The 23,158-nt window shown below is 66.4% G+C and carries 20 protein-coding genes; 15 read left to right on the plus strand and 5 right to left on the minus strand.

Annotation, left to right across the window (positions count from 1 at the left end; translation table 11 throughout):
- Positions 1-11: 11 nt before the first annotated feature.
- Both FQU96_RS35300 and htpG read left to right on the plus strand, forming a co-directional pair.
- Positions 12-965: a TIGR03619 family F420-dependent LLM class oxidoreductase gene (locus tag FQU96_RS35300; RefSeq protein WP_178130946.1), complete on the plus strand. Its 954-nt coding sequence runs from the start codon at positions 12-14 to the stop codon at positions 963-965.
- A gap of 199 nt (positions 966-1,164) precedes the next feature.
- Entirely contained in the window at positions 1,165-3,054 is a 1,890-nt protein-coding gene (gene htpG / locus FQU96_RS35305) for a molecular chaperone HtpG (protein WP_146546110.1), read from the plus strand.
- Between the two features lie 26 nt (positions 3,055-3,080).
- On the opposite strand, the gene FQU96_RS35310 is transcribed toward htpG, so the two are convergent.
- Both FQU96_RS35310 and FQU96_RS35315 read right to left on the minus strand, forming a co-directional pair.
- The gene (locus FQU96_RS35310; RefSeq protein ID WP_146546111.1) at positions 3,081-3,722 is read right to left on the minus strand and encodes an FABP family protein; all 642 of its coding nucleotides are present in this window, start codon (positions 3,720-3,722) and stop codon (positions 3,081-3,083) included.
- 142 nt (positions 3,723-3,864) lie between these two features.
- A complete protein-coding gene (locus FQU96_RS35315; protein ID WP_146546112.1) occupies positions 3,865-4,710 on the minus strand; it encodes an LLM class F420-dependent oxidoreductase in 846 nt (281 codons plus the stop codon).
- Positions 4,711-4,968: 258 nt separating this feature from the next.
- Here FQU96_RS35315 and FQU96_RS35320 point away from each other — a divergent pair, with 258 nt between their 5' ends.
- The 4 genes from FQU96_RS35320 (at position 4,969) to FQU96_RS35335 (ending at position 9,149) form a co-directional block, all read left to right on the plus strand.
- Complete coding sequence (locus FQU96_RS35320; RefSeq protein WP_178130948.1) at positions 4,969-6,081, plus strand: nitronate monooxygenase; 1,113 nt, start codon at positions 4,969-4,971, stop codon at positions 6,079-6,081.
- An 18-nt stretch (positions 6,082-6,099) separates the two neighbouring features.
- A complete protein-coding gene (locus tag FQU96_RS35325) occupies positions 6,100-7,299 on the plus strand; it encodes an amidohydrolase family protein (protein WP_146546113.1) in 1,200 nt (399 codons plus the stop codon).
- Positions 7,300-7,518: 219 nt separating this feature from the next.
- Positions 7,519-8,700 (plus strand): acetyl-CoA acetyltransferase, encoded by a 1,182-nt coding sequence (locus FQU96_RS35330; RefSeq protein WP_146546114.1) that lies wholly within the window; start codon positions 7,519-7,521, stop codon positions 8,698-8,700.
- Entirely contained in the window at positions 8,700-9,149 is a 450-nt protein-coding gene (locus FQU96_RS35335; protein ID WP_146546115.1) for a Zn-ribbon domain-containing OB-fold protein, read from the plus strand. The genes FQU96_RS35330 and FQU96_RS35335 overlap by 1 nt, the downstream gene beginning before the upstream one ends.
- A gap of 37 nt (positions 9,150-9,186) precedes the next feature.
- On the opposite strand, the gene FQU96_RS35340 is transcribed toward FQU96_RS35335, so the two are convergent.
- Positions 9,187-10,152 (minus strand): LysR substrate-binding domain-containing protein, encoded by a 966-nt coding sequence (locus FQU96_RS35340; protein ID WP_178130950.1) that lies wholly within the window; start codon positions 10,150-10,152, stop codon positions 9,187-9,189.
- A gap of 158 nt (positions 10,153-10,310) precedes the next feature.
- Between FQU96_RS35340 and FQU96_RS35345 the strand changes: the two genes are divergently transcribed.
- The 4 genes from FQU96_RS35345 to FQU96_RS35360 all read left to right on the plus strand — a co-directional run bounded on the left by FQU96_RS35345 (position 10,311) and on the right by FQU96_RS35360 (position 15,325).
- A complete protein-coding gene (locus FQU96_RS35345) occupies positions 10,311-10,766 on the plus strand; it encodes a (2Fe-2S)-binding protein (RefSeq protein ID WP_255468747.1) in 456 nt (151 codons plus the stop codon).
- Positions 10,763-13,021, plus strand: coding sequence for a xanthine dehydrogenase family protein molybdopterin-binding subunit (locus tag FQU96_RS35350; RefSeq protein ID WP_146546118.1), 2,259 nt, complete (start codon positions 10,763-10,765; stop codon positions 13,019-13,021). The genes FQU96_RS35345 and FQU96_RS35350 overlap by 4 nt, the downstream gene beginning before the upstream one ends.
- A complete protein-coding gene (locus FQU96_RS35355; protein ID WP_146546119.1) occupies positions 13,018-14,010 on the plus strand; it encodes a xanthine dehydrogenase family protein subunit M in 993 nt (330 codons plus the stop codon). The genes FQU96_RS35350 and FQU96_RS35355 overlap by 4 nt, the downstream gene beginning before the upstream one ends.
- A gap of 103 nt (positions 14,011-14,113) precedes the next feature.
- The gene (locus FQU96_RS35360; protein WP_146546120.1) at positions 14,114-15,325 is read left to right on the plus strand and encodes an ABC transporter substrate-binding protein; all 1,212 of its coding nucleotides are present in this window, start codon (positions 14,114-14,116) and stop codon (positions 15,323-15,325) included.
- A 32-nt stretch (positions 15,326-15,357) separates the two neighbouring features.
- Here FQU96_RS35360 and FQU96_RS35365 read toward each other — a convergent pair whose 3' ends face one another.
- Positions 15,358-16,410 carry an AraC family transcriptional regulator gene (locus FQU96_RS35365; RefSeq protein WP_146546121.1) on the minus strand — a complete coding sequence of 351 codons (1,053 nt, stop codon included), beginning with the start codon at positions 16,408-16,410 and terminating at the stop codon, positions 15,358-15,360.
- Positions 16,411-16,535: 125 nt separating this feature from the next.
- Between FQU96_RS35365 and FQU96_RS35370 the strand changes: the two genes are divergently transcribed.
- Positions 16,536-17,804 carry an LLM class flavin-dependent oxidoreductase gene (locus FQU96_RS35370; protein WP_146546122.1) on the plus strand — a complete coding sequence of 423 codons (1,269 nt, stop codon included), beginning with the start codon at positions 16,536-16,538 and terminating at the stop codon, positions 17,802-17,804.
- Positions 17,801-18,586 carry an alpha/beta fold hydrolase gene (locus tag FQU96_RS35375; RefSeq protein WP_146546123.1) on the plus strand — a complete coding sequence of 262 codons (786 nt, stop codon included), beginning with the start codon at positions 17,801-17,803 and terminating at the stop codon, positions 18,584-18,586. The genes FQU96_RS35370 and FQU96_RS35375 overlap by 4 nt, the downstream gene beginning before the upstream one ends.
- Positions 18,587-18,588: 2 nt before the next feature.
- Here FQU96_RS35375 and FQU96_RS35380 read toward each other — a convergent pair whose 3' ends face one another.
- Positions 18,589-19,626, minus strand: a complete 1,038-nt coding sequence (locus FQU96_RS35380) for an isopenicillin N synthase family oxygenase (protein ID WP_146546124.1) — start codon at positions 19,624-19,626, stop codon at positions 18,589-18,591.
- A gap of 157 nt (positions 19,627-19,783) precedes the next feature.
- On the opposite strand from FQU96_RS35380, the gene FQU96_RS35385 reads away from it, so the two are divergent.
- The 3 genes from FQU96_RS35385 to FQU96_RS35395 all read left to right on the plus strand — a co-directional run bounded on the left by FQU96_RS35385 (position 19,784) and on the right by FQU96_RS35395 (position 23,147).
- Entirely contained in the window at positions 19,784-20,572 is a 789-nt protein-coding gene (locus FQU96_RS35385; RefSeq protein ID WP_146546125.1) for an enoyl-CoA hydratase, read from the plus strand.
- 2 nt (positions 20,573-20,574) lie between these two features.
- A complete protein-coding gene (locus tag FQU96_RS35390; RefSeq protein ID WP_146546126.1) occupies positions 20,575-21,756 on the plus strand; it encodes a CaiB/BaiF CoA-transferase family protein in 1,182 nt (393 codons plus the stop codon).
- Positions 21,757-21,983: 227 nt separating this feature from the next.
- The gene (locus tag FQU96_RS35395; protein WP_146546127.1) at positions 21,984-23,147 is read left to right on the plus strand and encodes a calcium-binding protein; all 1,164 of its coding nucleotides are present in this window, start codon (positions 21,984-21,986) and stop codon (positions 23,145-23,147) included.
- Positions 23,148-23,158: the final 11 nt, after the last annotated feature.

The raw sequence follows: 23,158 nt of genomic DNA on the forward strand, positions 1-23,158 counted from the left end.
CGGAGACAGCAATGCAGATCGGCTTTAATGCGCCGACGGCGGGGCCGCTGGCGGTACCGGAAAACCTTACGCGCCTTGTGGTCGAAGGCGAGGCCATGGGCTTCGACTACGCCACCTTCAGCGACCACGTGGTGATCCCCAACGACATCCACGCGAAATATCCTTATAGCGCTACCGGCGAGTTTCCCGCTGGCGCCCGTGCCGAACGCCACGAGCAGCTGACGGAGATTGCCTATCTTGCGGGCAAGACCTCGCGCCTGCGGTTCGTGACCTCGGTGATGGTGGTGCCGCACCGGCCGGCGGTGCTGACGGCCAAGATCCTGGCCACCATCGACGTGCTGTCGGGCGGCCGGCTGACCGTGGGCATCGGCGCCGGCTGGCTGAAGGAGGAATTCGAGGCGCTTGACGTGCCCGACTTCGCCGCCCGCGGCGCGGTGACCGACGAATACCTCGACGCCTTTGTCGAACTGTGGACCAAGGACAATCCGCGCTTCGCCGGCCAGCACGTGCACTTCGACAACATCACCTTCGCGCCCAAACCGACGCAGAAGCCGCACCCGCCAATCTGGGTCGGCGGCGAGAGCGGACCGGCGCTGCGACGCACGGCACGGATCGGCAATGCCTGGTATCCCATCGGCACCAATCCGGCGCATCCGCTCGACAGCCTGCCGCGCCTGCAGGCCGGCATCGCCAAGCTGCACAAGGTGGCCCGGGACGCCGGGCGCGATCCCAAGAGCATCGGGGTGGTCCTGCGCGTGGCGCGCCACGGCGAGGCGGCGCCGGCCAAGGCCGGCGACGGCGAGCGCTATCTGTTCAGCGGCGCTGCTGCCGACATGGCGGGCGACCTGCGGGCGCTGCGCGCGGCGGGTGTGAGCAGCGTCGATTTCGATTTCGCCGGCACTTCGGTGGATGGGGTGCTGGACAAGATGCAGCGCTTCCGGCGCGAGGTGGTGTCGCAGGTTTGATCCTCCCCACGCAGTGGGGAGGTGCCCCGAAGGGGCGGAGGGGACCCCACGTGGTCTCTGTATTCCGGACCACGTGGGGTCCCCCTCCGGCCTTCGGCCACCTCCCCCAACTGTCGTTGGGGGAGGGAAATACCTTGAACAAATCGGGTCCACGGGCCATCTAGTCGGGCGCCGAAAACAGCCAGGGAAGCCACCCGACATGACTGCCGCCGATGCCGCATCGACGCAGAGCCGCCCCTTCGAAGCTGACGTTGCCAAGCTGCTGCACCTGATGGTGCACTCGGTCTATTCCGACAAGGACGTCTTCCTCCGCGAGCTGATCTCCAACGCCGCCGACGCCTGCGAGCGGCTGCGCTACGAGGCCATCGCCACGCCCGCCTTGCTGGGCGACGATCCCAAGCCGCGCATCACGCTGATCCTCGATGCCGAGCAGCGGCGGCTGACCGTCGAGGACAATGGCATCGGCATGAACCGGGACGAGATGGTCGAGGCGCTCGGCACCATCGCACGCTCGGGTACCAAGGCCTTCCTCGAGCGCCTGCAGGCGAGCGAGGGCGAGGCAGGCACGAACCTGATCGGCCAGTTCGGCGTCGGCTTCTACTCGGCCTTCATCGTGGCCGACCATGTCGACGTGATCTCGCGCCGCGCCGGCACGCAGGAAGCCTGGCTGTGGTCGTCGGACGGCAAGGGGACCTACACCGTGGGATCGGCCGATGCGGCCGACGCACCGGCACGCGGTACCCGGGTCGTGCTACATCTGATGGAGGACGCCAAGACGTACACCGAGCGCGCGGCGCTGGAGCGTATCGTCAAGGCACAGTCCGGGCATGTCCCGGTGCCGATCGCCATCGTCGACAAGCCGGGCGACGCGCCGGCCGAAATCGCCGATGGTGCCGCGCTATGGACCAAGCCGAAGTCCGAAATCACGCCGGCCGAGTACACCGATTTCTATCGCAGCATCGCTGGCCAATTCGACGATCCGGCGCTCACCATCCACTATCGTGCCGAAGGCCGGCAGGAATACACCACGTTGGTGTTCATACCGAGCACGCGGCCGTTCGATCTGTTCGACGCGGAGCGCAAGGGCCGCATCAAGCTCTACGTGCGGCGTGTCTTCATCACCGACGATGTGGAGATCCTGCCGCGCTTCCTGCGCTTCGTGCGCGGGCTGGTCGATTCAGCCGACCTGCCGCTCAATGTCTCGCGTGAGATGATCCAGGAGAGTCCGGTTCTCGAGGCCATCCGCAAGGGCGTGACCACACGCGTGATCGGCGACCTGGAGAAGTTCGCGGAGAAGGAGACCGAGGCCTACAACAAGGTATGGGATGCCTTCGGCGCCGTGCTGAAGGAAGGCCTGTACGAGAATTTCGAGCGCCGCGAGGCTCTGCTGGGTCTGTCGCGTTTCAAGACGACAACGTCACCGGAGGCATGGCGCAGCCTCAAGGACTACGTCGCCGGCCTGAAGGAGAACCAGACCGCGATCTACTACCTGGCCGGCGACGATATGGCCCGCTTGCAGGCGTCGCCGCACCTGGAGGGCTTCCGCGCCCGCGACGTCGAGGTGCTGCTGCTGAACGATCCGGTCGACAGTTTCTGGGTCACGATGGCGCCGTCGTTCGACGGCAAGCCGTTCCGCTCGGTGACGCAGGGCGAAGCCGACCTGGCGTTGATTCCGCGCAGCGACAGCAGCACGGATCAGAAGCCGGCGGATGATGCGCCGACGGCCGACTTCGTGTCGTTCGTCAAAGCAACCCTGGGTGATGCCGTGTCGGATGTGCGGGTGTCGGAGCGGCTGACCGAGAGCGCGGTCTGCCTCGTGGCGCCGACCTCAGGTCCCGACCGCCAGCTCGAGAAGATGCTGGCGGGCTCGGGGCGGCTGCCAGCCGGCGCCAAGCCCGTGCTGGAGATCAACCCGCGCCATGCGCTGGTTGAGTCGCTCATCGGCCTGAAGGACGACGACGCCATCAAGGCCGACGCGGCACACCTGCTGCTTGACCAGGCCCGCGTGCTCGACGGCGAGCCGCCCAGCGACCCGCGCGCCTTCGCCGACCGGCTGGCCCGCGTGATCGGTCGCGCGTTGCCGTCCTAGCTTCCTCCCCACGCAGTGGGGGAGGATCAATCCTTCGACTCACCGAGCATCGGGTTCGGCACCGGCGGTGAGATCCGGCGCAAGGTGTTCGTGTCGTGGTGGTTGAACGCTGGTTCCTTGCCGCGAACCGCGAGATCCGTCCGCGTCACATAGGTCCAGCTGCCGTCATCGTTGAACGTGATGTCGATGCGGTAATAGTCGGTGCGGAACGCCTCTTCGAGGAACGTCGTCGAGCAGATCCCGAACCGGGTATCGCCGCGCCGTGCCTCCACCGAAATGCGCTTGTCGTCCGGCGCCGCCGTTCCGCCTGCCAACACCGCCTGGCCGCGCGGGATGGTGATGGACTGCATGATCAGTCCGGTAGCCGGTTCCCACAACCAGTAGCCGACCTGGTCATGGAAGGTGATGGCTTCCTCCGCCGTGTTGATGTGGATGTGATAGCGCAGCCCGTAGAGCAGCTGAGGGCCGTTGGGCTGCGGATCGATGGGCTCCATCCGGATATGCTCACGGTACACGCGCCGCTCGGGGCCTTCCGCCTTGGGGCTGACGTCCACGCCTTGATCGGATTGCCACACGCCGGCCAGCCGACGCAGTGGGCCCAGGTTGGCGAGCGTATCCGGCGAGAAATCCTCGGGCTCGGTGAAGATGTCGTCGGGGATGGGCGGCATGGGGCTCCCTGTGCGTGGTTGGACGAGCCCAGAGTGCGTGCTGGCCATTGCGATGACAAGCATTGTACCTGGGAGCGCGGGCGTCCCGCCCGCTCAGGTCTTGGCGCTTCGCCAATGCGGGCGGGACGCCCGCGCTCCCGGGTCAGACGTTGCGCACGATTTCGGCCCAGCGGTCGAGGACCGGCAGGACGACATCAGCCTTGGCGGCTTCCAGCTGTAGAATGACGCGATCAATGCCGGCATCGCGGTCGCGCTTGACCTGATCGGCATCCTTGGCGCCCCAGACCGTGACCGGAACGGTGTCCAGTGGACGGTTGGCCTCGGCTGCCATCTGCTTGAACTGCGGCAGCAGGGTGGTGACGTCGTCGTATTGCTTGCGCCGGCGATGGGGCATCCAGCCATCGCCATAGCGCAGGGCCCGGCGGGCAGCGAAGGGAAACGCACCACCGACAATCACGGGCGGATGCGGCTTCTGCGTCGGCTTGGGCCACGTCATCATGGGATCGAAGTTTACGAATTCACCGTGATACTCGGGCTTCGACTGGGTCCAGATCCGCTTCATCGCCTCGACGCGCTCGCGCGCCAGCTTGTGCCGGGTCTCGAACGCGGTGCCATGGTCGGCCATCTCCTCCGCGTTCCAGCCATTGCCGATCCCGAACAGGAAGCGACCGTTCGAGACCTGGTCGATGGACGCCACCAGCTTGGCGGTCTGGATCGGATCGCGCTGTGCCACCAGGCAGACGCCGGTACCGACACGCAGGGTGGTGGTGACGGAAGCCGCCGCGGTCAGCGACACGAAGGGATCCATCACGTCGTAGTACGCCTTGGGCAACTCGCCGCCCTGCGGGAAGGGCGTCTTGCGCGACAGCGGGATGTGCGAGTGCTCGGGCGACCATACCGACTCGAAGCCACGTTCCTCCAGTGCACGTGCCAGGTCGGCCGGAGTCATCGAATAGTCCGTGAAGAACATCGCGGCGCCGATTTTCATGGTTCCTCCCGAGGGTTCGTATGTCGCGGGGATGGTGCCGCAGATGCGCGCTGCCTGTCACCCGCACGCCGCCGCCATACACAGCCGGCATGAGTCCCGTGCGTTCTCCACATGGCTGGCGCGCTCCAATGCGTGCAGCATCGAACCGACCTGCGGCACGCGACCGGCGGCTGCCGTTGCAATGATGATCATGGAAGCATCTAATTTCTTTTAGAAAGAATGGCGTTCCGGTGTCGGAACATCGGTGGGAGCGACGTCATGAAGAACCGGATGTGCGAGATGTTCGGAATCGATGTGCCGATCTTCGCATTCTCGCATTGCCGCGACGTCGTCGTTGAAGTGTCCAAGGCCGGCGGCCTGGGCGTGCTGGGCATGGCACGCATGAGTCCGGAACGCCTGCGGCGGGAACTGGCGTGGATCGACGATCACATCGACGGCAAGCCCTACGGCATCGATATCCTGATGCCGACCACCTACCAGGAAGCGGGTGACCTGAAGTTTGATCCTGACCGTCTCTTTCCGAAGGAGCATCTCGATTTCGTGCGCGGCCTGCTGGACGATGCCGGCATTCCGCCGCTGCCGGCCGCCGATGCCGACACGATCGTGCGTGACCTGTTGAGCGAGCTTTCCTTCACGCCGGCAGAAAGCGCCCGCATGCTCGAGATCGCGATGCAGCATCCGATCAAGCTGATCGTGAACGCGCTGGGCTCGCCACCCAAGGCGCTGGTCGAGGCCGCGCATGCCAAGGGCATCAAGGTGGCGGCACTGGCCGGCCGGCCCAAGCACGCGCTACGCCACAAGGAGAACGGCTGCGACTTCGTCATCGCCGTGGGCACCGAGGCGGGCGGCCACACCGGCTCGGTCACCTCGATGGTACTGTGGCCGCGCATCGTCGATGCGGTGGCGCCCTTGCCGGTGCTGGGCGGCGGCGGGGTCGGCCGCGGACGCCAGGTGGCGGCGGCGCTGGCGCTGGGCTGCGAGGGCGTGTGGTGCGGCTCGATTTGGCTCAAGACGATCCAGAGCGAAGTCATTCCCGAGATCAAGGCCCGCATGTTCGCCGCCGACTCCGACGATGCCGTGCTGACGCGCAGCGTCACCGGCAAGCCGTGCCGTACGCTGCGCTGTGCCTTCACCGACGCCTACGACAAGCCCGGCGCACCGGCACCGCTGCCGGCGCCGTTGCAGAACATCCTGTGGTGGAGCGAGGGGCGGGTGCGCGTCGAGCGCGTGCGCGCCCGCGATTTCCTGACGTATCCCGTAGGCCAGATAGTGGGTGACATGACCGAGCAGGCGGCGGTCAAGGACGTGGTCTACGAGATGATGAATGAGCTTGTGGAGGCCCAGCAGCGGCTCAGCGCAATGTTCGAGTGAAGCAGCGAGGAGGATGAGATGAGCGCAGTCGTCGTCAATCCACCCAACCAGTGGCGCCTGCAGACGCCGGGCGCCGAGGGCTGGCCGCGGACGGCCCGCCCGGAGGCGGCACGCAAGTATTTCATGGTGTCCGCCGACTGCCATGCCAACGAGCCGGTCGACCTGTGGCTCACGCGGATGGACAAGAAGTACCACGACCGCCTGCCGCACGTGATCACCGACAAGGACGGCGTGCAGTGGCGCGTGTCGGAAGGCCATCGGCCGGACCGCCTGCGCATCACGGCCATGGAAGGCGAGGATGCGCTGCGCAACAAGTCCGGTGCCACGGCTGTCGGCCGCGTCACCGACCATGACAGCGATGGCATCGACGTCGAGCTGATGTTTCCCAACAAGGGCCTCTCGATGTGGGGCACGCCCGACGCCGAATTCGCCATGGCGCAGTGCAAGGCCTGGAACGAGTGGGCTTGGGAGATGTTCGCCGACCACCAGGACCGCATCGTGGTCGCGGGCGCGATCGCCACCGGCGACCTGGAGGGCTCGATCGCCGAGATCCAGCGCTTGGCCAAGCTCGGGTTCCGTTGCCTGACCCTGCCGTGCAAGCCGGTCTGGGGATCGCACGACGTCAATCATGTGAACTACAACCTGCCGCATTTCGACCGGCTGTGGGCGGCGATCCAGGATGCCGACCTGCCGATCACGTTCCACATCTCGACCGGCCGCGATCCGCGCGCCTCGCGCGGCAACGGCGGCGCGGTGATCAACTACGTCACGCACTCGCTGTCGCCCACCATCGAGCCGGTAGCCAACCTCTGCGCCTCGGGCGTGCTGGAACGCTTCCCGCAGCTGCGCTTCGCCACCATCGAGGCCGGTATCGGCTGGATCCCGTGGCTGCTCGACGCCATGGACGAGGCCTACAAGAAGCATCATTTCTGGGTCCGTCCCAAGCTGCAGGGCCTGCCCAGCGACTACTACCGCGCCCACGGCTTCGCCTCGTTCCAGGAGGACCAGGCCGGCCTCGACCTTGCCGACTCGCACCGGCTGGCCGACAATTTCATGTGGGCCAATGACTACCCGCATCACGAGGGCACCTGGCCGCACTCGGCCGAAGCGATCGAGCGCACGATGGGCCACCTGTCGGACGCGACGCGGGCCAAGATCCTGGGACTGAACGCGGCGCGCTTTCTCAAGCTCGACGTTCCGGCGCGTTATCAGGCCTAGGTGGCATCGCCAGCTGAAACGGCCGCTTCATGGTGACGTGAGGCGGTTCGCATGGCGGTCGTGTGCGGCCTTCGTGGTTCGACAAGCACGCCACGAAGGCTATGTCTGAAGGGTGGCTGTCATCCCGAGCGCAGCGCAGCGAGGGATCTTTTTTTGTGACGAAAAGAGTCCTCGCTGCGCTCGGAATGACAGAACGACGTTGGATGAAGAGGAGGCGCAATGACCGAGCGCACGCTGCGCGGCAAGGTGGCTATCGTCGGTATCGGTGAGACGCCCTACTACAAACACGGCAAGTCGCCCGATCCCGAATTCAAGTTGGCATTGAAGGCGATCCTCGCCGCCTGTGCCGATGCCGGCATCGATCCCCGCAAGATCGACGGCTTCGCCTCCTACAGCAACGACCGCAACGATCCCTCACGCCTGGCAGCGGCGCTGGGGTTGCCGGCGCTGCGCTTCTCCAACATGCAGTGGGGTGGCGGCGGCGGCGGCGGCGCCGGCGCCGTCGGCAACGCAGCAGCCGCCGTGGCCGCCGGCCTCGCCGATTGCATCGTGGTGTTCCGCGCCCTGGCGCAGGGCCAGTTCCAGCGCTTCGGCGCCGCACCGCCGGGCGGCGTGGCCACGGGTGAGGCGGCGCTGAACGCGCCCTATGGCGTAATGTCGCCGGCGCAGCGTTATGCCATGCGCGCCATGCGCTTCATCCACGAGAACAAGATCGCGCCCAGTGCGCAGCGCGCGATTGCGCTGGCGTCCTATCACCACGCTCAACGCAACCCGCGCGCGGTGATGCACGGCAAGCCGCTGACGGCGGAAGCCTACGATGCGTCGCGCTGGATCGTCGAGCCGTGGCGGCTGTTCGACTGCTGCATGGAGAACGATGGCGCCGCAGCGCTGATCATCGTGCCGGCCGAGCAGGCGCGCGACTTTGCCAAGAAGCCGGCCTATCTACTGGCGTCGGCCCAGGGCTCTGAATACCGCAACGGCGCACGCGGGCACAACGCGCCGCTCTACGCGACGTCGAGCTTCACCACCGTGGCGCCGCAGCTCTACGCCATGGCCAAGGTGAAGCCGTCCGATGTCGACGTGCTGCAGAGCTACGAGAACTTCACCGGCGGCGTGCTGATGAGCCTGGTCGAACACGGGTTCTGTACCGCCGAAGAGGCCAGCGACTTCCTGGTACCGGAAAACCTGATGGCGCCGACGGGCAAGCTGCCGCTCAACACCAGCGGCGGCAATCTCGCCGAGTGCTACATGCATGGGCTGGAGCTGCAGGTCGAGGCGGTGCGCCAGCTGCGCGGCGAGTCGACGGCGCAGGTGCCCGACCCGCACGTATCGATGGTGATCTCCGGCCCAATGGTGACGCCGGTATCGAGCATGATCCTGGGCAGCGCGGAGACCTTGTGATGACCACCGCAACCTATCTCCGCCCGGGCCTGCCGGCGCCGGTGGCCGAGAACGACGCGCTGGATGCTCCCTATTGGGAGGGCACGCGGCGTGGCGTGCTGATGGTGCAGCGCTGCAAAGCCTGCGGTACCTGGCAGTGGGGGCCGGAGTGGATCTGCCACAAGTGCCTGTCGTTCGATGTCGGCTGGCAGCAGGTCGACGGCCGCGGCCGCATCTATAGCTGGGAGCGGCCCTGGCATCCGGTGCATCCGGCGCTCAAGGAGCAGGGGCCCTATATCGTGGTGCTGGTCGAGATGCCGCAGGCAGGCGGTATCCGCATGCTGGGCAACCTGCTGGGCGATCCCAAGCAGGAGGTGCGCATCGGCGCCGAGGTCGAGGCCGTGTTCGAGCCGCACGACGAGGCCAAGCCACCGTTCACCCTGGTGCAGTGGCGGTACGCCGCCAAGTGAGTCTCTGTCATTCCTCGCTACGCTCGGGATGACAGGCTTAGCTCGCCGCAGCCGTTTCGATCGACGCTGATTCGCGCGGCGTCGACAGCACGGTCCGTTCGGCTTCCTGCGCCATCCAGCTGACGAACAGATCGACGCGGCGGTCGCCGATCAGGCGCGGTGTCCAGCGCGCGACATGCAGCTTGCTCGATGTCATGGCGATCGAGGTGTCGGCCAGCGCCGGCACCAGGCGGCCTTCGGCGAGCGCATCGTGCACCAGCAGCGAGCGGCACAGCGCGACACCGATGCCGTTCAGCGCCGCCGTCAGGCTGAGACCGATCTCGCTGAAGCGCAACTCGCCGTTCTTCTGCTCCGGCCGCGACAGGCCGAGCCGCTGCAGCCACACCGACCAGCTCCACTCGCCGGCGCGGCCGTTGTCCTTGTGAAGGAGCGGCAGGTGCAGCAGTCCACGGGGATCAGCCAGCGGCCGCCCATTTGGCAGCAGCGAGGGGGCGCACACCGGGAAGACCCGCTCGGAAAACAACGGCCGTTGCGTCGTCGTGCGATGCGCCTCTTCGGTCGGCACCCAGAAGATCCTGATGTCGACCGGACGGGGTGCGTCGTCGCCGGTCTCGCTGGGCGCCAGCTCGATGGCGATGCCGGGATGCGCTGCGGTGAAGCGCGGCAGGCGCCGGATCAGCCACCAGTTCGACAGCGCCGCACCGGCACTGACGGTCAGGGTCGATCGATCGGCCGCGCGGCGCCGATGGCCTTCCAGCGCGCCCAGAGCGTCGAGCGCCGCACTCGTATCGGCTGCCAGCGCCCGGCCGGCGTCGGTGAGCCTGATGCCCGGGTTCAGCCGCTCGACCAGGCGCGCATCGAGATGCTGCTCCAGCCGCTTGAGCTGATGGCTGACCGCGCTTTGCGTGACGCCCAGCTCGGCCGCGGCGCGCGTGAAAGAGCCGTGCCGCACGACGGCATCGAAAGCCAGCAGCGGCGCCAGGGGCGGCAACGTTCGGACCATCCTGTCCCTCCGAACGCCATGATATCGAATCATGGGTTTTCAAGCAGCCTTCATTGGCTCGGCTGGTGGCGCGCGGGCAGGGTGACGCCACAGGCGTGAATGAGGATCAAACCCCAGTGAGCGAGTTACCTAGGCGAGGCGAGCCTCGGGTATTGCGGGTGAACGGACGCGTTCACACCGTCGATGTGCCCGATGACACGACATTGGCGACGGTGTTGCGCGACCGACTGGGGCTGAAGGGCCTGAAGGTTGCCTGCAACCAGGCGGCCTGTGGGGCCTGCACCGTGCTGCTCGACGGCCGGGCCGTGTTCGCCTGCCATACGCTGGCGGCTCAGGTCGGGGACCGCACCGTGACGACCGTGGAGGCATTGGCCACCGGTGAGACGCTGCATCCGCTGCAGGCGGCCTTTGTCGAGCATGACGCCCTGCAGTGCGGTTTCTGTACGCCCGGCATGCTGGTGGCTATCCTCGGGGCCCGCAACGCACAGGGTACCCTGGACCGCGAGCAGCTGGTGCGGGCGATCAGCGGCAATCTCTGCCGCTGCGGCGCCTATGGGCACATCATCGACGCCGCTCTCAGTGCGATGGGCGAGGCGTGGGACTGTCACCGATGAGGGCGACGACACCTCCGGCGCCATGGCCGTCGGATCGGCCGCTGCGGGTTGTCGGCCATCGCGCGGTGCGGGCATCGGCACTCGCCAAGGTTACGGGCCGCGCCCGTTTTGCCTCGGACATCGCGCCCGTTGGCATGCTGCATGCCATCCTGCTGCGGGCGCGTATCCCGCGCGGGCGCGTGCTGCGGATCGATACGGCAGCGGCTGCCATGGTGCCGGGCGTCGTGCGCATCGTGGGGCCGTTTGATTTCCCCCAGCCACCCGGCCCGCTCTATCCGGGATCGCGCAGTCGTCCGGCCATCGATGCCGAGGTGCGTTTTGCCGGCGAAGAAATCGGCGCCGTGGTCGCGCAAACGTCTGCTGCGGCCCTCAACGCGGCGCGGCTGGTCCGGGTCGACTACGAGGCCCATCCGGCGGTCCTGACGATGGACGACGCGCTGGCGCCGGATGCGCCCATCCTGGGTGGCGAGAGCAATATCGTCAGCGGCGTCGACACGCTCGCCTGCGGTGACATCGATGTCGGCATCGCGGCGGCTGATGTCGTGATCGAGGCGCGCTACGCGACTGCGGCGCAGCACCACAACGCGCTGGAGCCACACGGTTGTGTCGCGGCCTGGCAGGATGATGTGCTGACGCTGTGGGACTCCAACCAGGGCTGTCATGGGATCCGCGAGCGGTTGGCCATGGTGCTCGGGCTGCCCCACAACCAGGTGCGTGTCGTCAGCGACTATGTCGGTGGCGGCTTCGGCGGCAAGATCCACCTGAAGCCCTACCATGTCATTGCCGCGCAGCTGGCCCGCCTGACCGGTCGCCCGGTCCGCCTGTTCATGGACCGCCGCGAGGAATTCATTGCCAGCCACCAACGCGCACCGACCGCGCGCAGCATTCGGCTGGGTGCAACCCGCGACGGCCGTCTGACTTTCATCGACCAGGTGGTGCGGGGGCAGGCCGGGCCGACCGACCTGTTTGCACGCAACGCAGCCGGTGCCGCCAACGGCATGCGGCTGCACGGTTGCACCAACATGCGCGCTGAGATCCGGCGGGTTCACACCAACACGCCGCCGCCCATCCCGTTTCGCGGACCGACCGCCGCCGAGGACATCTTCTGCCTGGAGCAGGCGATCGATGAAATGGCGCATGCGCTTGATCTGGACCCGCTGGAATTCCGCCGGCGCAATATCGCCACCGTCGAGCCGTTCGCGCGGTTGCCCTATGCCGGCAACGGCTTGCTGGCCTGCTACGAGCGTGGCGCCGCGGCATTCGGGTGGCGGTGGCGGCCGCCGCGCCGTTGTGGCGAGCGCGACGTCGTCCGCGGCATCGGCGTGGGGGCCGTCGCTTATGACGGCACGCTGTTCGAGGAAAGCCATGCCGAGGTTGCCGTCCGGGCTAACGGTCGGATCGAGGTCCGCGTCGGGTTAACCGAGATCGGCTGCGGCGCCGATACCATCTTTGCGCAGATTGCCGCCGAGGCTCTTGATGTGCCGCTGCGCCTGATCGACACGCATTTCGGCGATACGCACACGACACCGCGCTCGATCGACTCGACCAACCATAGCCGTACGACGACAGTCGTCGGCCCGGCGGTACGCGCCGCCGCGCAGGCGCTGCGACGACTGTTGCTGGAACACGGCGCTCGCTTGTTGCAGGCGGCGCCGGATCAGGTCGTTCAGCACGGCGCTGCCATCGCCCAGCGCGACGATGCTGGTATTGCGATCACGTTCGGCGAGATCGCCGCGGCGACCGGCGGTGTGGTGGTCGGCGCCGGTGAACGCGAGCGGCCGCCCGACGGCGTGTTCCAGGCCATGTTCGGTGCCCATTTCGTCGAGGTCGAGGTCGATACCGGCACCGGTCGCGTGCGGGTCCTGCGTGCGGTATGCGCGCACGACGCGGGCCGCGTGGTCAACCCGCTGCTGGCCGAGAGCCAGGTCCATGGCGGCTTCTTGCAGGGCATGGGCATGGCGCTGCTCGAGGAGCCGCTGGTGGATCCCATCAGCGGACACCTGCTGAACGCCACCATGTGGGCCTATCGCACGCCGGGGTTCGCCGACCTGCCGGCTTCGATCCGTTTTGTCGATGGCTCGGTGCCCGACCGGTCGAACAGCCTCGGCGTCAAGGGCCTGGGCGAACCGCCGCTGATCGCGGCGGGCGCCGCCATTGCCAACGCCATCTTCAATGCCACTGGCGCGCGCGTGCGCAGCTATCCCATCACACCCGACAAGGTAATGGCTGCTCTCGCCGAGAGGAGCCGCGCGTGACACCGTTCCGATTGATCGACGCCCGGTCAGCTGCGCACGCCATGACGCTGTTGGCCGAGCATGGTCCTGCCGCGCGGCTCATCGCGGCAGGGGGTGATCTGCTCGACCTGCTCAAGGAGGGCGTGGCGGGTGCACTCCAGCCGGCCCCGGCCGTGCTGATCAACCTCGGCACCGCTGACATGGCCGATGTTGCCTGGTCGGATGCCAAGCTGCGGCTGGGCGCGATGGCGACACTGGCCGATCTCGCCGCTCATGGTGATGTCCGGGCGGCGGCACCGATGCTTGTCGAGGCGATCGGCCGGATTGCCTCGCCACAACTGCGCAACGTCACGACGTTGGGCGGCAACCTGCTGCAGCGGCCGCGTTGCCTCTTCTTCCGCCATCCCCTGATCGATTGCTTCAAGAAGGGCGGGCGTGGGTGTCCGGCGGCCGCCGCCGGTGATCCGCGTCTTCAGCCCGTCCTGGTTACGGCAGGGCCATGCTGCGCGGTGCATCCATCGGATCTGGCGCCCGTGCTGGTGGCGCTCGATGCCGTGATGGAAATCACCGGCCCGTCGGGACTGCGGGCGATCCCGATGGACGAGCTCTATGCCGGCGCCGAGCGCAACCCTCGGGCCGAAGCCGTCATTGCGGCCGACGCGGTCGTCACCGCCATCCAGATCGCCACCGATGTCTTCTCGGGGCAGGCTTTCGAGAAGTTCACGGTGCGTGGCGCCAACGACTTCGCCAGTGCATCAGTGGCCGTGGCGGTCGCCGTGACGGACGGCGTCGTCCGCGACTGCCGCATCGTCTTGGGTGGTGCCGCGCTGAGGCCAGTGCGCAGCCGCGAGGCTGAAACGGTTGTGATCGGCCGCAAAGCGGCGCAGATCGTGACGGCCGACATTGCCAACGCGGCTCTCCCCGGTGCGTGGGCATCGGACGCAGCCGGGCGTATCGAGGTCCTGCGCACCCTGATCGCGCGCACCTTGGCCCGGGCCATCGCGGCGTAGCCTTGGCGCATTCCGTCAAATGTTTGGCGGGAAATGTCAAATCTCCCTTGAGAGCGCCGGCTAAGAGAACCGGCATGGGCGAATCGCCTTGGGGGAGGAAAAGATGACGTTTCGTGTCGCCGTCGCAGCCCTGATCGCTGCCGGCATCCTTGCCACAACGCCGGCCGTGGCGCAGAAGAAGTACGATCCGGGCGCCAGCGACAGCGAGATCAAGATCGGCAACACCGGCCCGTATTCCGGTCCGGCATCAGCCTTCGGCACGGTCGGCACGGCGATGTCCGCCTATTTCAAGATGGTGAACGACAAGGGCGGCGTGCGCGGGCGCAAGATCAACTTCATCAGCCTCGACGACGGCTACAGCCCGCCCAAGACGGTCGACCAGGTGCGCCGCCTGGTCGAGCAGGAACAGGTTCTGATGCTGTTCAGCAACCTCGGTACCGCCACCAGCGTCGCCATCCACAAGTACAACAACGCCAAGAAGGTGCCGCATGTGTTCGTTGCCAGCGGTCTTCACAAATGGTCCGACCCGCAGCACTTCCCGTGGACGATCGGCTGGGTGCCGTCCTATTTCATCGAGGGCGCGATCTACGGCCGCTACGTGCGCGAGAACGTGCCCAACCCCAAGGCGGCGCTGCTGAGCCAGAACGACGATGCCGGCAAGGAGTTCGTCGCCGGCTTCAAGCATGGCCTGGGCGACAAGGCCAAGGCGATCGTGGTCGGCGACGTGACGTATGAGTCGACTGACGGCACCGTCGACTCGCAGGTCATCATGCTGGCGGGCAGCGGCGCCAATGTTTTCTTCAATGCCGCCAGCCCGAAATTCGCGGCCCAGGCGATCCGCAAGGCCGGCGACATCGGCTGGAAGCCGGTTCAGTTCCTGATCAACACGGCCGCGTCCGTACAGGCGACCTTGCAGCCGGCCGGCTTCGAGAAATCTATCGGTATCATCACGGCGCAATACCTGAAGGACCCGTCGGATCCGGCATGGAGCAACGATCCCGAGATGAACGCGTGGCGTGCCTTCATGGACAAGTATTACTCGAACGGCAGCAAGGCTGATTCCTTCAATGTCTATGCCGCCGCCGTGTCGGCGTCGCTGGTCCATGTCCTGGAGCAGAGCGGCGATGATCTGACGCGCGCCAACATCATGCGCCAGGCCGCCAGCCTGAAGGACGTGCGGGTGCCGTTGCTGCTGCCGGGCATCCGCCTGAACACCACACCCGCCGACTTCTCACCCATCAAGCAGGTTCAGCTGGCGAAGTTCAACGGCAGGAACTGGGAGCTGTTCGGCGAACTCATCAGCAGCCCGAAGTGATCCTGGGAGTACGGGCCTCCAGTCCGCTTGTGTCAGGCGAAAGCAGACGCTTTCGCCTTGATGCGGGCGGGATGCCCGCGCTCCGGAGAGCCTTCACCGATCATCGATCGCGCCGATCGGCCGAACTGCGTCTTGATGAAGCGGCTGGCGGCGCTGGGCTCGGAGTAGCCCAGCAGATGACATAGCCTGTCCAGCGACGGCGGTGGTCGCTGGGCAAGGTGGTCCTTGACGACCTGCACCCGTACGAACGCCAGGATCTGGCCGAAGTCGGTGCCCTGTTCCGCCAGCCGTCGCTGCAGGGTGCGGGACGACATGGCGAGCAGGCAGGCGATCCGCTCCAGCGATGCACCACCGCCGGCCAACTGGGCGGCGATCAGGTTCTCGACCTGTTGACGCAGGTCGGTGGGCCACTGCGCCTCCTGCCCCGAAAGGTGCTTCTCGAGAAACACGATGATCTGCGTGTCGCCGCTGGGCAGCCGGCGATTGAAATCGGTCCGGCTCATCAGGATGGCGTCGCGATCGGCCTCGTAATGGATGGGGCAACGGAAGAGACGCTTATGCACTGCGATCGACGGCGGCGGCGCGTGCGCGAACTCGACGCGTACCGGCGCCCAGCCGGCGCCCAGCATGGCACGTGCGTTCTTGATACTCTTGCCGACGATGGTCTCGGTGTACTGCCGCGCGTAGGGGCGTAGCGCCGGGTGCATGCCGCAGATGATGGCGACGTCGTCGCCCTCATACCGGCGCTCGAACGAGCGCGCGTTGTTGTGGGTGTGCACGTAGCGCTGCGCCAGCCGGAAGCGCTCGGCAAACGTGACGCAATGGGCGCCCAGCAGGCTCAGCGGACTGACGCTGCGTGGATCGAGCCATTCGGCGAAGCGCACTCCGATATCGGGCTGCCGCAGCGCCGCCGCGGCAGCCTCCATCAGATCGAGGATCAGCCGGGCGGAGACGGCCATCGGCGCCGCCGATGCGCGCAACGCCGGATCGAGGCCGCCCACCTTCAAGGCGCGTTCGTCGAAACCGACATGATCGAGATAGGCGAGGAATTGCCGTACGGTCGCGGCCTGCGCGATCAGCTCCATCCGCCAATCGTACCGTCGTGGCGCATTCTGTCAAATGATTGGCGGCGATCGTCAAAGGATCCCGGCATGCGCTGACTAAAGTGCCGCCGCCTGCGCGCAGTCCGCGCACCAGGGGGCAGCAGCCGATGAAGACGATCTTCTTCCATATGCAGGGTTATCGCGACCTGCCAGACGACTTTGCGACGCGCTACGAGAGCATCTGGATCACGCCACCCAACAGCGCGCTGTGCGATCCGGCCGCTGTGGCACGGTACATGCGCTGGAACGTGGAGGAACTCGAGCTTGCCGACGAGCTCGGCTTCGATGGCCTGGGCGTCAACGAGCATCACCAGAACGGCTACGGCTTCTGCAATTCGCCGAACCTCATCGCGTCGATCCTGGCGCGGCGGTCGTCGGATGCGGCGATCGTGGTGCTGGGCAACACGCTGCCGCTGTACAACCCGCCGATCCGCGTTGCCGAGGAGTTCGCCATGATCGACTGCCTCAGCGGCGGCCGGCTGGTGGCGGGCTTCCCGGTCGGCTCGCCTCCGGACTCGATCGGCAACTACGGCGTGCCGCCGACACAGATACGGCCGCGCTATTACGAGGCGCATGACCTCATCATGCAGGCGTGGACGCGGCCCGGGCCGTTTCCATTCAACGGCGAATTCACAAAGCTGCGCTATGTCAATCCATGGCCGCAGCCGCTGCAGAAACCGCATCCGCCGGTGTGGTTGGCCGGCGGCGGTTCGGTGGAGACGTGGAAGTTCGCTGCCGACAACAACTATACCTACAGCTATCTCAGTTTTAACGGGCACCAGTCCGCCAAGGGGATGATGGACGGCTATTGGGACCAGATCGACAAGGCCGGCCTGGACGATAATCCTTATCGCGCCGGCTTCGCCCAGCTGGTGGTCGTAGGGGCTACCGATGCCGAGGCGGAGCGGCTGTACCTGAAGCACATCCGGAACTTCTACGCCAAGGCGCTGCATGTGCCGATGCACCAGGCCGCGGTACCGGGTTTCATGACCAAGACGAGTGTCGAATTTGCCCTGCGGCAGGGCGCGGCGCGCGGCGCCTACAAGAACCTGATCGGTGATCCGCGCACGGCGTCGTGGAAGGACTTCACCGAGACCACCCGCATGGTGATCGGCGGTAGCCCGTCGACAGTGGCGCAGCAGCTCGAGGCGGCCATCCGTAACCTGCGCATCGGTCACCTGATGGTCGTGATGCAGATCCAGTCGATGGACCGCGAGCTGACCGAATACAGCATGCGCCTGTTTGCCAACCATGTGCTGCCCAGGATTCGCGGGATCTGGGACAAGGAGGGCTACCAGGACCACTGGTGGCCACAGGGCGCGACGCGACATCGCGCACCGGCCAGGACTGCCGCTGGGGTGGAGATGGCCCGATGACCGCCTCCATCTGCTCCATCGACGTCGCCGACGGTTTTCAGCCCAACCCGGTGCTGGTCAAGGGTGAGGGGGCGCCATTGGTCTATCTCCATGGCCTGCTGGGCCAGGAATGGAACGGCCTGGTCGATGGCCTGTCGGCGACGCGCCGCGTCTATGCGCCGGCGCATGCCGGCGCCGATGAGCCCGACGAACTGCGTCACCTCAACGGCATGCATGACCTCGTCCTTTACTATGACGATGTGCTCGACGCACTCGGGCTAGACGAGATCGATCTGGTCGGTCACTCGTTCGGCGGCATGGTGGCGGCCGAGATCGCCGCTGTCCGTCCCGACCGCGTGCGACGCCTGGTCCTCATCGACGCGCTGGGGCTGTGGCGTGACGATGCGCCGGTGGCGGACTTTCTTCTCGTGCCGCCCGACCGGCAGACGGCGCTGCTGCTGGGCGATCCGGCGACCAGCGCGGTACGCGCCCGGCTGGCGCTGCCCGACGACCCCGAGCAGCGGATTGTGCAAACCCTGCGACGCACCACGTCCATGGCCAGTATCGCGCACTTCCTGTGGCCGATTCCCGAGCGTGGCTTGGCGCGGCGGCTGCGCCGAATCAAGGCGCCGACCCTGATCGTGTGGGGTGGCGAGGACAGGCTGGTGCCGCCCACCTACGCCCAGGATTTCGCCGATGCGATCAGGACAGCCACCGTCGAGGTAATTGCCGGCGCCGGTCATACGCCGCACTTTCCCGACTGCCAGACCGTCCTGGACAAGGTGACCGCTTTCCTTGCGTAGCCTCAGTTCGCCTGCAGCCGCACGCCTTCGGCGTTACGGATGTGGTCGTAGTTCTGACTCTGGTACCATTCCATGAACTTCAAATAGGTCGTCGGCTCGAATTTCGGTGGATTGTCGGGGCCGGCGCAGGACGGCAGGCACGTCATCTCATGCTCGAGCGCACAGTCGAAGAAGAACGGGATCGCATAGCGATCGCTGCCTGACCTGTTGACGACCCGATGCGGCGTGGCGCGGAAACGGCCGTTGCTCCAGCGGTTCAGCATCTGGCCGCTGTTGACCAGGAAGGCACCTTCGATCACCGGCGCATCGATCCAGCGCCCGGATGCGGTACGGAGCGACAAGCCGGGGATCTTGTTTTGCGCCAGCAAGGTCATGAACGAGGTATCGGCATGCGGCGCCAGGCCGTACTCGTTCTGCGCCAGGCTGGGCGTGTAGGGATAGTGTGACATGCGCAGCGTGTACTGCGGATCGGCGAACGCAACCGTGAAGTAGTCTGCAGGCAGGTCGAGCGCGGCGGCGTAGATCGGCAGAATGCCCCGCGCCAGATCCTCCATGGCATCGCAATAGGCGACGATGGTCTGGCGGAAACCCGGCAAGTCCGCCGGCCACAGGTTGGCGCCGCGGAAGCGCTTGTTGGCGCGCACGTCGGGATGGTCCGGCGGCAGGTCGCGCTTGACGAAATAGGCCTCGTTGAGGTTGGGGCGGTTGTTGGTACTGACGTCGGAGTGGCGCGTGGTCGCGGCCTTCATCGGCAAGTAGCCGATATTGTGCTCGTTGATCTTGAGCTTGAGCTTTTCCACGAGCGGTTGGGCGTGGAAGCGCGCGGCTTCGGCGAACACCCGGTCGACGAGAGCCTGCGGCACGCGATGGCCGGCCAGGAACCAGAAGCCGATATCCTCATAGGCGTGCCGCAGCTGCGCGGCGCACGCGGCAACAGCGGCCGCATCACCGCTCAATGCGCCTGCGACGTCAATGATCGGTATCTCCTCGCTGACATCGGAACGGCCGGCGGCAGTGGAAGCATGGGCTGGATCGGGCATGGTGGTTTCCGTGCAACAATCGCCGACACTCTAATACTTTCCGCTGCGGCAGTCCGGCCGGAATCGCAAAGCTTCCCGTCATCTGCAGCAAGGCCCTCGCCATGGCTGTCGTTTCGCTGCCGGGCCGCTATAGTGCCGCGCGAAGGAGATCCGCGGCATGCAGGACGAGAAGCTCTACGGACGACGCGACGGCGCGGTGGGCCACGTCGTCTTCAACAACCCGGCCAAGCTGAACGCCGTCTCGCTCGACATGTGGGACCGGCTGCTCGACATCCTGAAGGATTTCGAGGCCGACAGCACCGTGCGCTGCGTCGTCGTCAGCGGTGCCGGCGGCAAGGCGTTCGTCTCCGGCGCCGACATCTCCAAGTTCGAGAGCGAGCGTGCCAACGCCGAGGCGCAGGAGCGCTACAACGCCATCTCCGGCCGCGGCTACGAGGCGCTGTACGACTTTTCCAAGCCGACCATCGCCAAGATCACCGGCTATTGCATCGGCGGCGGCATGAACCTGGCGGCCTGCTGCGACCTGCGCTTCTGCAACGAGGGTGCCCGTTTCGGCGTGCCAGCGGCACGGCTCGGGCTGGGTTACGGCCTGCTGCGGATCGAGCGCCTGGCTACCATCGTTGGCTTGCCGCGGGCCACGGAGATGTTATTCACAGCGCGCCAGTTCTCGTCTGCTGAGGCGCTGGACATCGGATTGGTGCATCGCGTCGCCGGCGATGCCGAACTGGATGCCGTCGTTGCCGAGGCGACGGGGCAGATCGCCCAGAATGCCCCGCTCACGATCGCGCTCGCCAAGGCGGCGGCGCGCGAGATCGCCAAGCCCGATCAGCACCGCGACCATGCCCGGCTGGAGCGCATGACCCAGGCCTGCTTCGACAGCCAGGATTATGCTGAAGGTCGCCGCGCCTTCATGGAAAAGCGCAAACCGGTATTCCAGGGGAAGTGATCATGTCCGCTCTGCCGCTCGCCCATATCTCCGTGCTCGACCTGACGGCGCACCGCGCCGGCCCGACCGCCGTGCGCCAGCTCGCCGACTGGGGTGCGCAGGTGATCAAGATCGAGCAGCCTGGACCGGAAGTGCCCGACGCCACCGGCAGCCGGCGTGATGGGTTCGACTTCCAGAACCTGCACCGCAACAAGCGCAGCATGACGGTCAACCTCAAGAGCGACGAGGGCCGCGCCATCTTCATGAAGCTCGCCGCCAAGGCCGACGTCGTGGTGGAGAATTACCGTTCCGACGTGAAGTTCCGGCTGGGCGTCGACTACGAGTCGGTGCGCGCAGTCAACCCGCGCATCATCTATGCCAGCATCGCCGGGTTCGGCCAGACCGGTCCCGACGCGACGCGGCCCGGCGTCGACCAGATCGCACAGGGCATGGGCGGGCTGATGTCGATCACCGGTGCGCCGGGGCAGGGGCCGATGCGGGTCGGCATTCCGATCGCCGACCTGACGTCGGGCCTGCTGCTGGCGCAGGCCATCCTGCTCGCCATGCTGCAGCGAGAGCAGACGGGGGTGGGGCAGTGGGTGCACACCTCGCTGATCGAGGCGCAGATCTTCATGCTCGACTTCCAGGCCGCGCGCTGGCTGATCGACGGCGAGGTGGCGAAACAGGCCGGCAACGATCATCCCACGGGCATTCCCACCGGCGTCTTTCCGACGTCCGACGGCCACATCAACATCGCCGCCTCGGGCGATGGCCTGTGGAAGCGTTTCTGCGAGGCGATCGCCGCGCCCGAGCTGCTGGCGCATCCAGACCACGCCACCGGCCAGCTGCGCTCGCGCAACCGCAAAGCGCTCAACGAGCGCATCAGCGCCATCACCCGCACCAAGCCCAGCGGCCATTGGATTGCGGCGCTGAACAAGGCCGGCGTGCCCTGCGGGCCGATCAACACCATCGACCAGACCTTCGCCGAGCCGCAGGTGCAGCACCTCGGCATCGCCCGACCGGTGCGTCATCCCAAGCTCGGCGACATCAAGGTCGTCGGCCAGCCGATCAATATGGGCGCAGCCCCACAGCCGGCCGAACTACGGCCGACCCCGGAGCTGGGCGAGCACACCGACGACGTGCTGCGCAGCCTGGGCTACGATCAGGCGGCGATCGACGGGTTGCGCACGCGCGGAGTGGTCTGAGACTGCATCCGCTGCCATCCACTTACAGCCGCGGATCCGTTTGCGCTTTGCGATTACTTGATATGCCCACGTAATCTCGCGCATTCGGTATCATGCATCACTGGGAAGACAAATGAATCTATCCCTATGGGCGCGATCTTTTCATGCTTCCCCGTTGGATATGTCACGGCGCCGTCGTGCGGGGATCATAGACTGACCTGACTCAACCCTAGATAGAGGGCGTGGTCATGGCTGTTTCCAGCGACATTGCGAAGAAAGTCATTACGGGCACCAACGGCGACGATTATATCGATGGGACCGCCGGGGACGACATCATACGCGGCCTGGACGGTGCCGATTTCGTGTTCGGCGGCGACGGCAATGACGATATCTCCGGCGCCAATGGCGATGACTATCTCGAGGGCGGCAAGGGCAACGACAGGCTTTTCGGCGGTGCCGGAGACGATTTTCTCGACGGCGGTACCGGCAACGACGCGCTCTACGGTGGTAGCGGCAGCGACTATGGCGCCGGCGGTGCGGGCGATGACCGTATCTTCGGCGATCGCGGCAATGATTCCCTGAGCGGCGGCGACGGCAAGGACACGGTGCACGGCGGCACCGGTGACGACCTTCTCGACGGCGATGCGGGTGACGACCTCGTCTATGGCGACGACGGGCATGACTCGCTGAGCGGCGGCGACGGCAAGGACACGCTGTACGGCGGTATCGGCAACGACTTCATCGACGGTGACAAGGGTGATGACCAGCTCCATGGCGAGGCTGGCAATGATGCCCTCGACGGCGGTGCCGGGAATGACCTGCTGAGCGGTGGTGCTGGCAACGACGACCTCGGTGGTGGCATCGGCAATGACCGTCTGTCGGGCGGTGACGGCAGCGACTGGCTGTCCGGCGGTGCCGGCGCGGATGTGCTCGATGGTGGCGCGGGCGCCGGTGACTGGCTCGACTATGGCGGCTCGGCTGCCGGCGTGCGCGTCAACCTGGCGACCAGCAAGGTCTCGGGCGGCGATGCGCAGGGCGATACGATTCGCGGTTTCGAGAATGTCGCCGGCTCCGAGCAGGCCGATGTCCTGATCGGCGATGCGGGTCGCAATGTCCTGCACGGCGGTGACGGCAACGACACGCTCACCGGCGGTGCCGGTGCCGATATCTTTGATTTCGTTCCCATCCTGCAACAGGACGGATTGGACCACGTCACCGATTTCAATTCGGCCAGCGGCGACCGCCTCGCCCTGCACCTGCCGTCGCCGGGTGGCATCTATCAGGTCCAGGCGCAGCAGGTTGGCGACGACGTCCTGGTGACGATTGCGTTCGGCAACGGGAGCGACCCGCTGAACGTCGCCATGCTCGATGATATCCGGGTCTCCGACCTCGGGGATGCCTGGTACATCTAAGCTGTGAAATC

The sequence above is a fragment of the Reyranella sp. CPCC 100927 genome (genome assembly GCF_007859315.1).
In the GTDB taxonomy this organism is placed as follows: Bacteria; Pseudomonadota; Alphaproteobacteria; order Reyranellales; family Reyranellaceae; genus Vineibacter.

What these genes read in the sequence shown, in the direction of transcription:
- FQU96_RS35300 (WP_178130946.1), top strand. Translation starts at nt 12, where the DNA reads ATGCAGATCGGCTTTAATGCGCCGACGGCGGGGCCGCTGGCGGTACCG.
- FQU96_RS35370 (WP_146546122.1), top strand. Translation starts at nt 16,536, where the DNA reads ATGAAGACGATCTTCTTCCATATGCAGGGTTATCGCGACCTGCCAGAC.
- FQU96_RS35395 (WP_146546127.1), top strand. Translation starts at nt 21,984, where the DNA reads ATGGCTGTTTCCAGCGACATTGCGAAGAAAGTCATTACGGGCACCAAC.
- htpG (WP_146546110.1), top strand. Translation starts at nt 1,165, where the DNA reads ATGACTGCCGCCGATGCCGCATCGACGCAGAGCCGCCCCTTCGAAGCT.
- FQU96_RS35320 (WP_178130948.1), top strand. Translation starts at nt 4,969, where the DNA reads ATGAAGAACCGGATGTGCGAGATGTTCGGAATCGATGTGCCGATCTTC.
- FQU96_RS35375 (WP_146546123.1), top strand. Translation starts at nt 17,801, where the DNA reads ATGACCGCCTCCATCTGCTCCATCGACGTCGCCGACGGTTTTCAGCCC.
- FQU96_RS35340 (WP_178130950.1), bottom strand. Translation starts at nt 10,152, where the DNA reads ATGGTCCGAACGTTGCCGCCCCTGGCGCCGCTGCTGGCTTTCGATGCC.
- FQU96_RS35315 (WP_146546112.1), bottom strand. Translation starts at nt 4,710, where the DNA reads ATGAAAATCGGCGCCGCGATGTTCTTCACGGACTATTCGATGACTCCG.
- FQU96_RS35390 (WP_146546126.1), top strand. Translation starts at nt 20,575, where the DNA reads ATGTCCGCTCTGCCGCTCGCCCATATCTCCGTGCTCGACCTGACGGCG.
- FQU96_RS35330 (WP_146546114.1), top strand. Translation starts at nt 7,519, where the DNA reads ATGACCGAGCGCACGCTGCGCGGCAAGGTGGCTATCGTCGGTATCGGT.
- FQU96_RS35360 (WP_146546120.1), top strand. Translation starts at nt 14,114, where the DNA reads ATGACGTTTCGTGTCGCCGTCGCAGCCCTGATCGCTGCCGGCATCCTT.
- FQU96_RS35380 (WP_146546124.1), bottom strand. Translation starts at nt 19,626, where the DNA reads ATGCCCGATCCAGCCCATGCTTCCACTGCCGCCGGCCGTTCCGATGTC.
- FQU96_RS35365 (WP_146546121.1), bottom strand. Translation starts at nt 16,410, where the DNA reads ATGGAGCTGATCGCGCAGGCCGCGACCGTACGGCAATTCCTCGCCTAT.
- FQU96_RS35385 (WP_146546125.1), top strand. Translation starts at nt 19,784, where the DNA reads ATGCAGGACGAGAAGCTCTACGGACGACGCGACGGCGCGGTGGGCCAC.
- FQU96_RS35350 (WP_146546118.1), top strand. Translation starts at nt 10,763, where the DNA reads ATGAGGGCGACGACACCTCCGGCGCCATGGCCGTCGGATCGGCCGCTG.
- FQU96_RS35335 (WP_146546115.1), top strand. Translation starts at nt 8,700, where the DNA reads ATGACCACCGCAACCTATCTCCGCCCGGGCCTGCCGGCGCCGGTGGCC.
- FQU96_RS35310 (WP_146546111.1), bottom strand. Translation starts at nt 3,722, where the DNA reads ATGCCGCCCATCCCCGACGACATCTTCACCGAGCCCGAGGATTTCTCG.
- FQU96_RS35325 (WP_146546113.1), top strand. Translation starts at nt 6,100, where the DNA reads ATGAGCGCAGTCGTCGTCAATCCACCCAACCAGTGGCGCCTGCAGACG.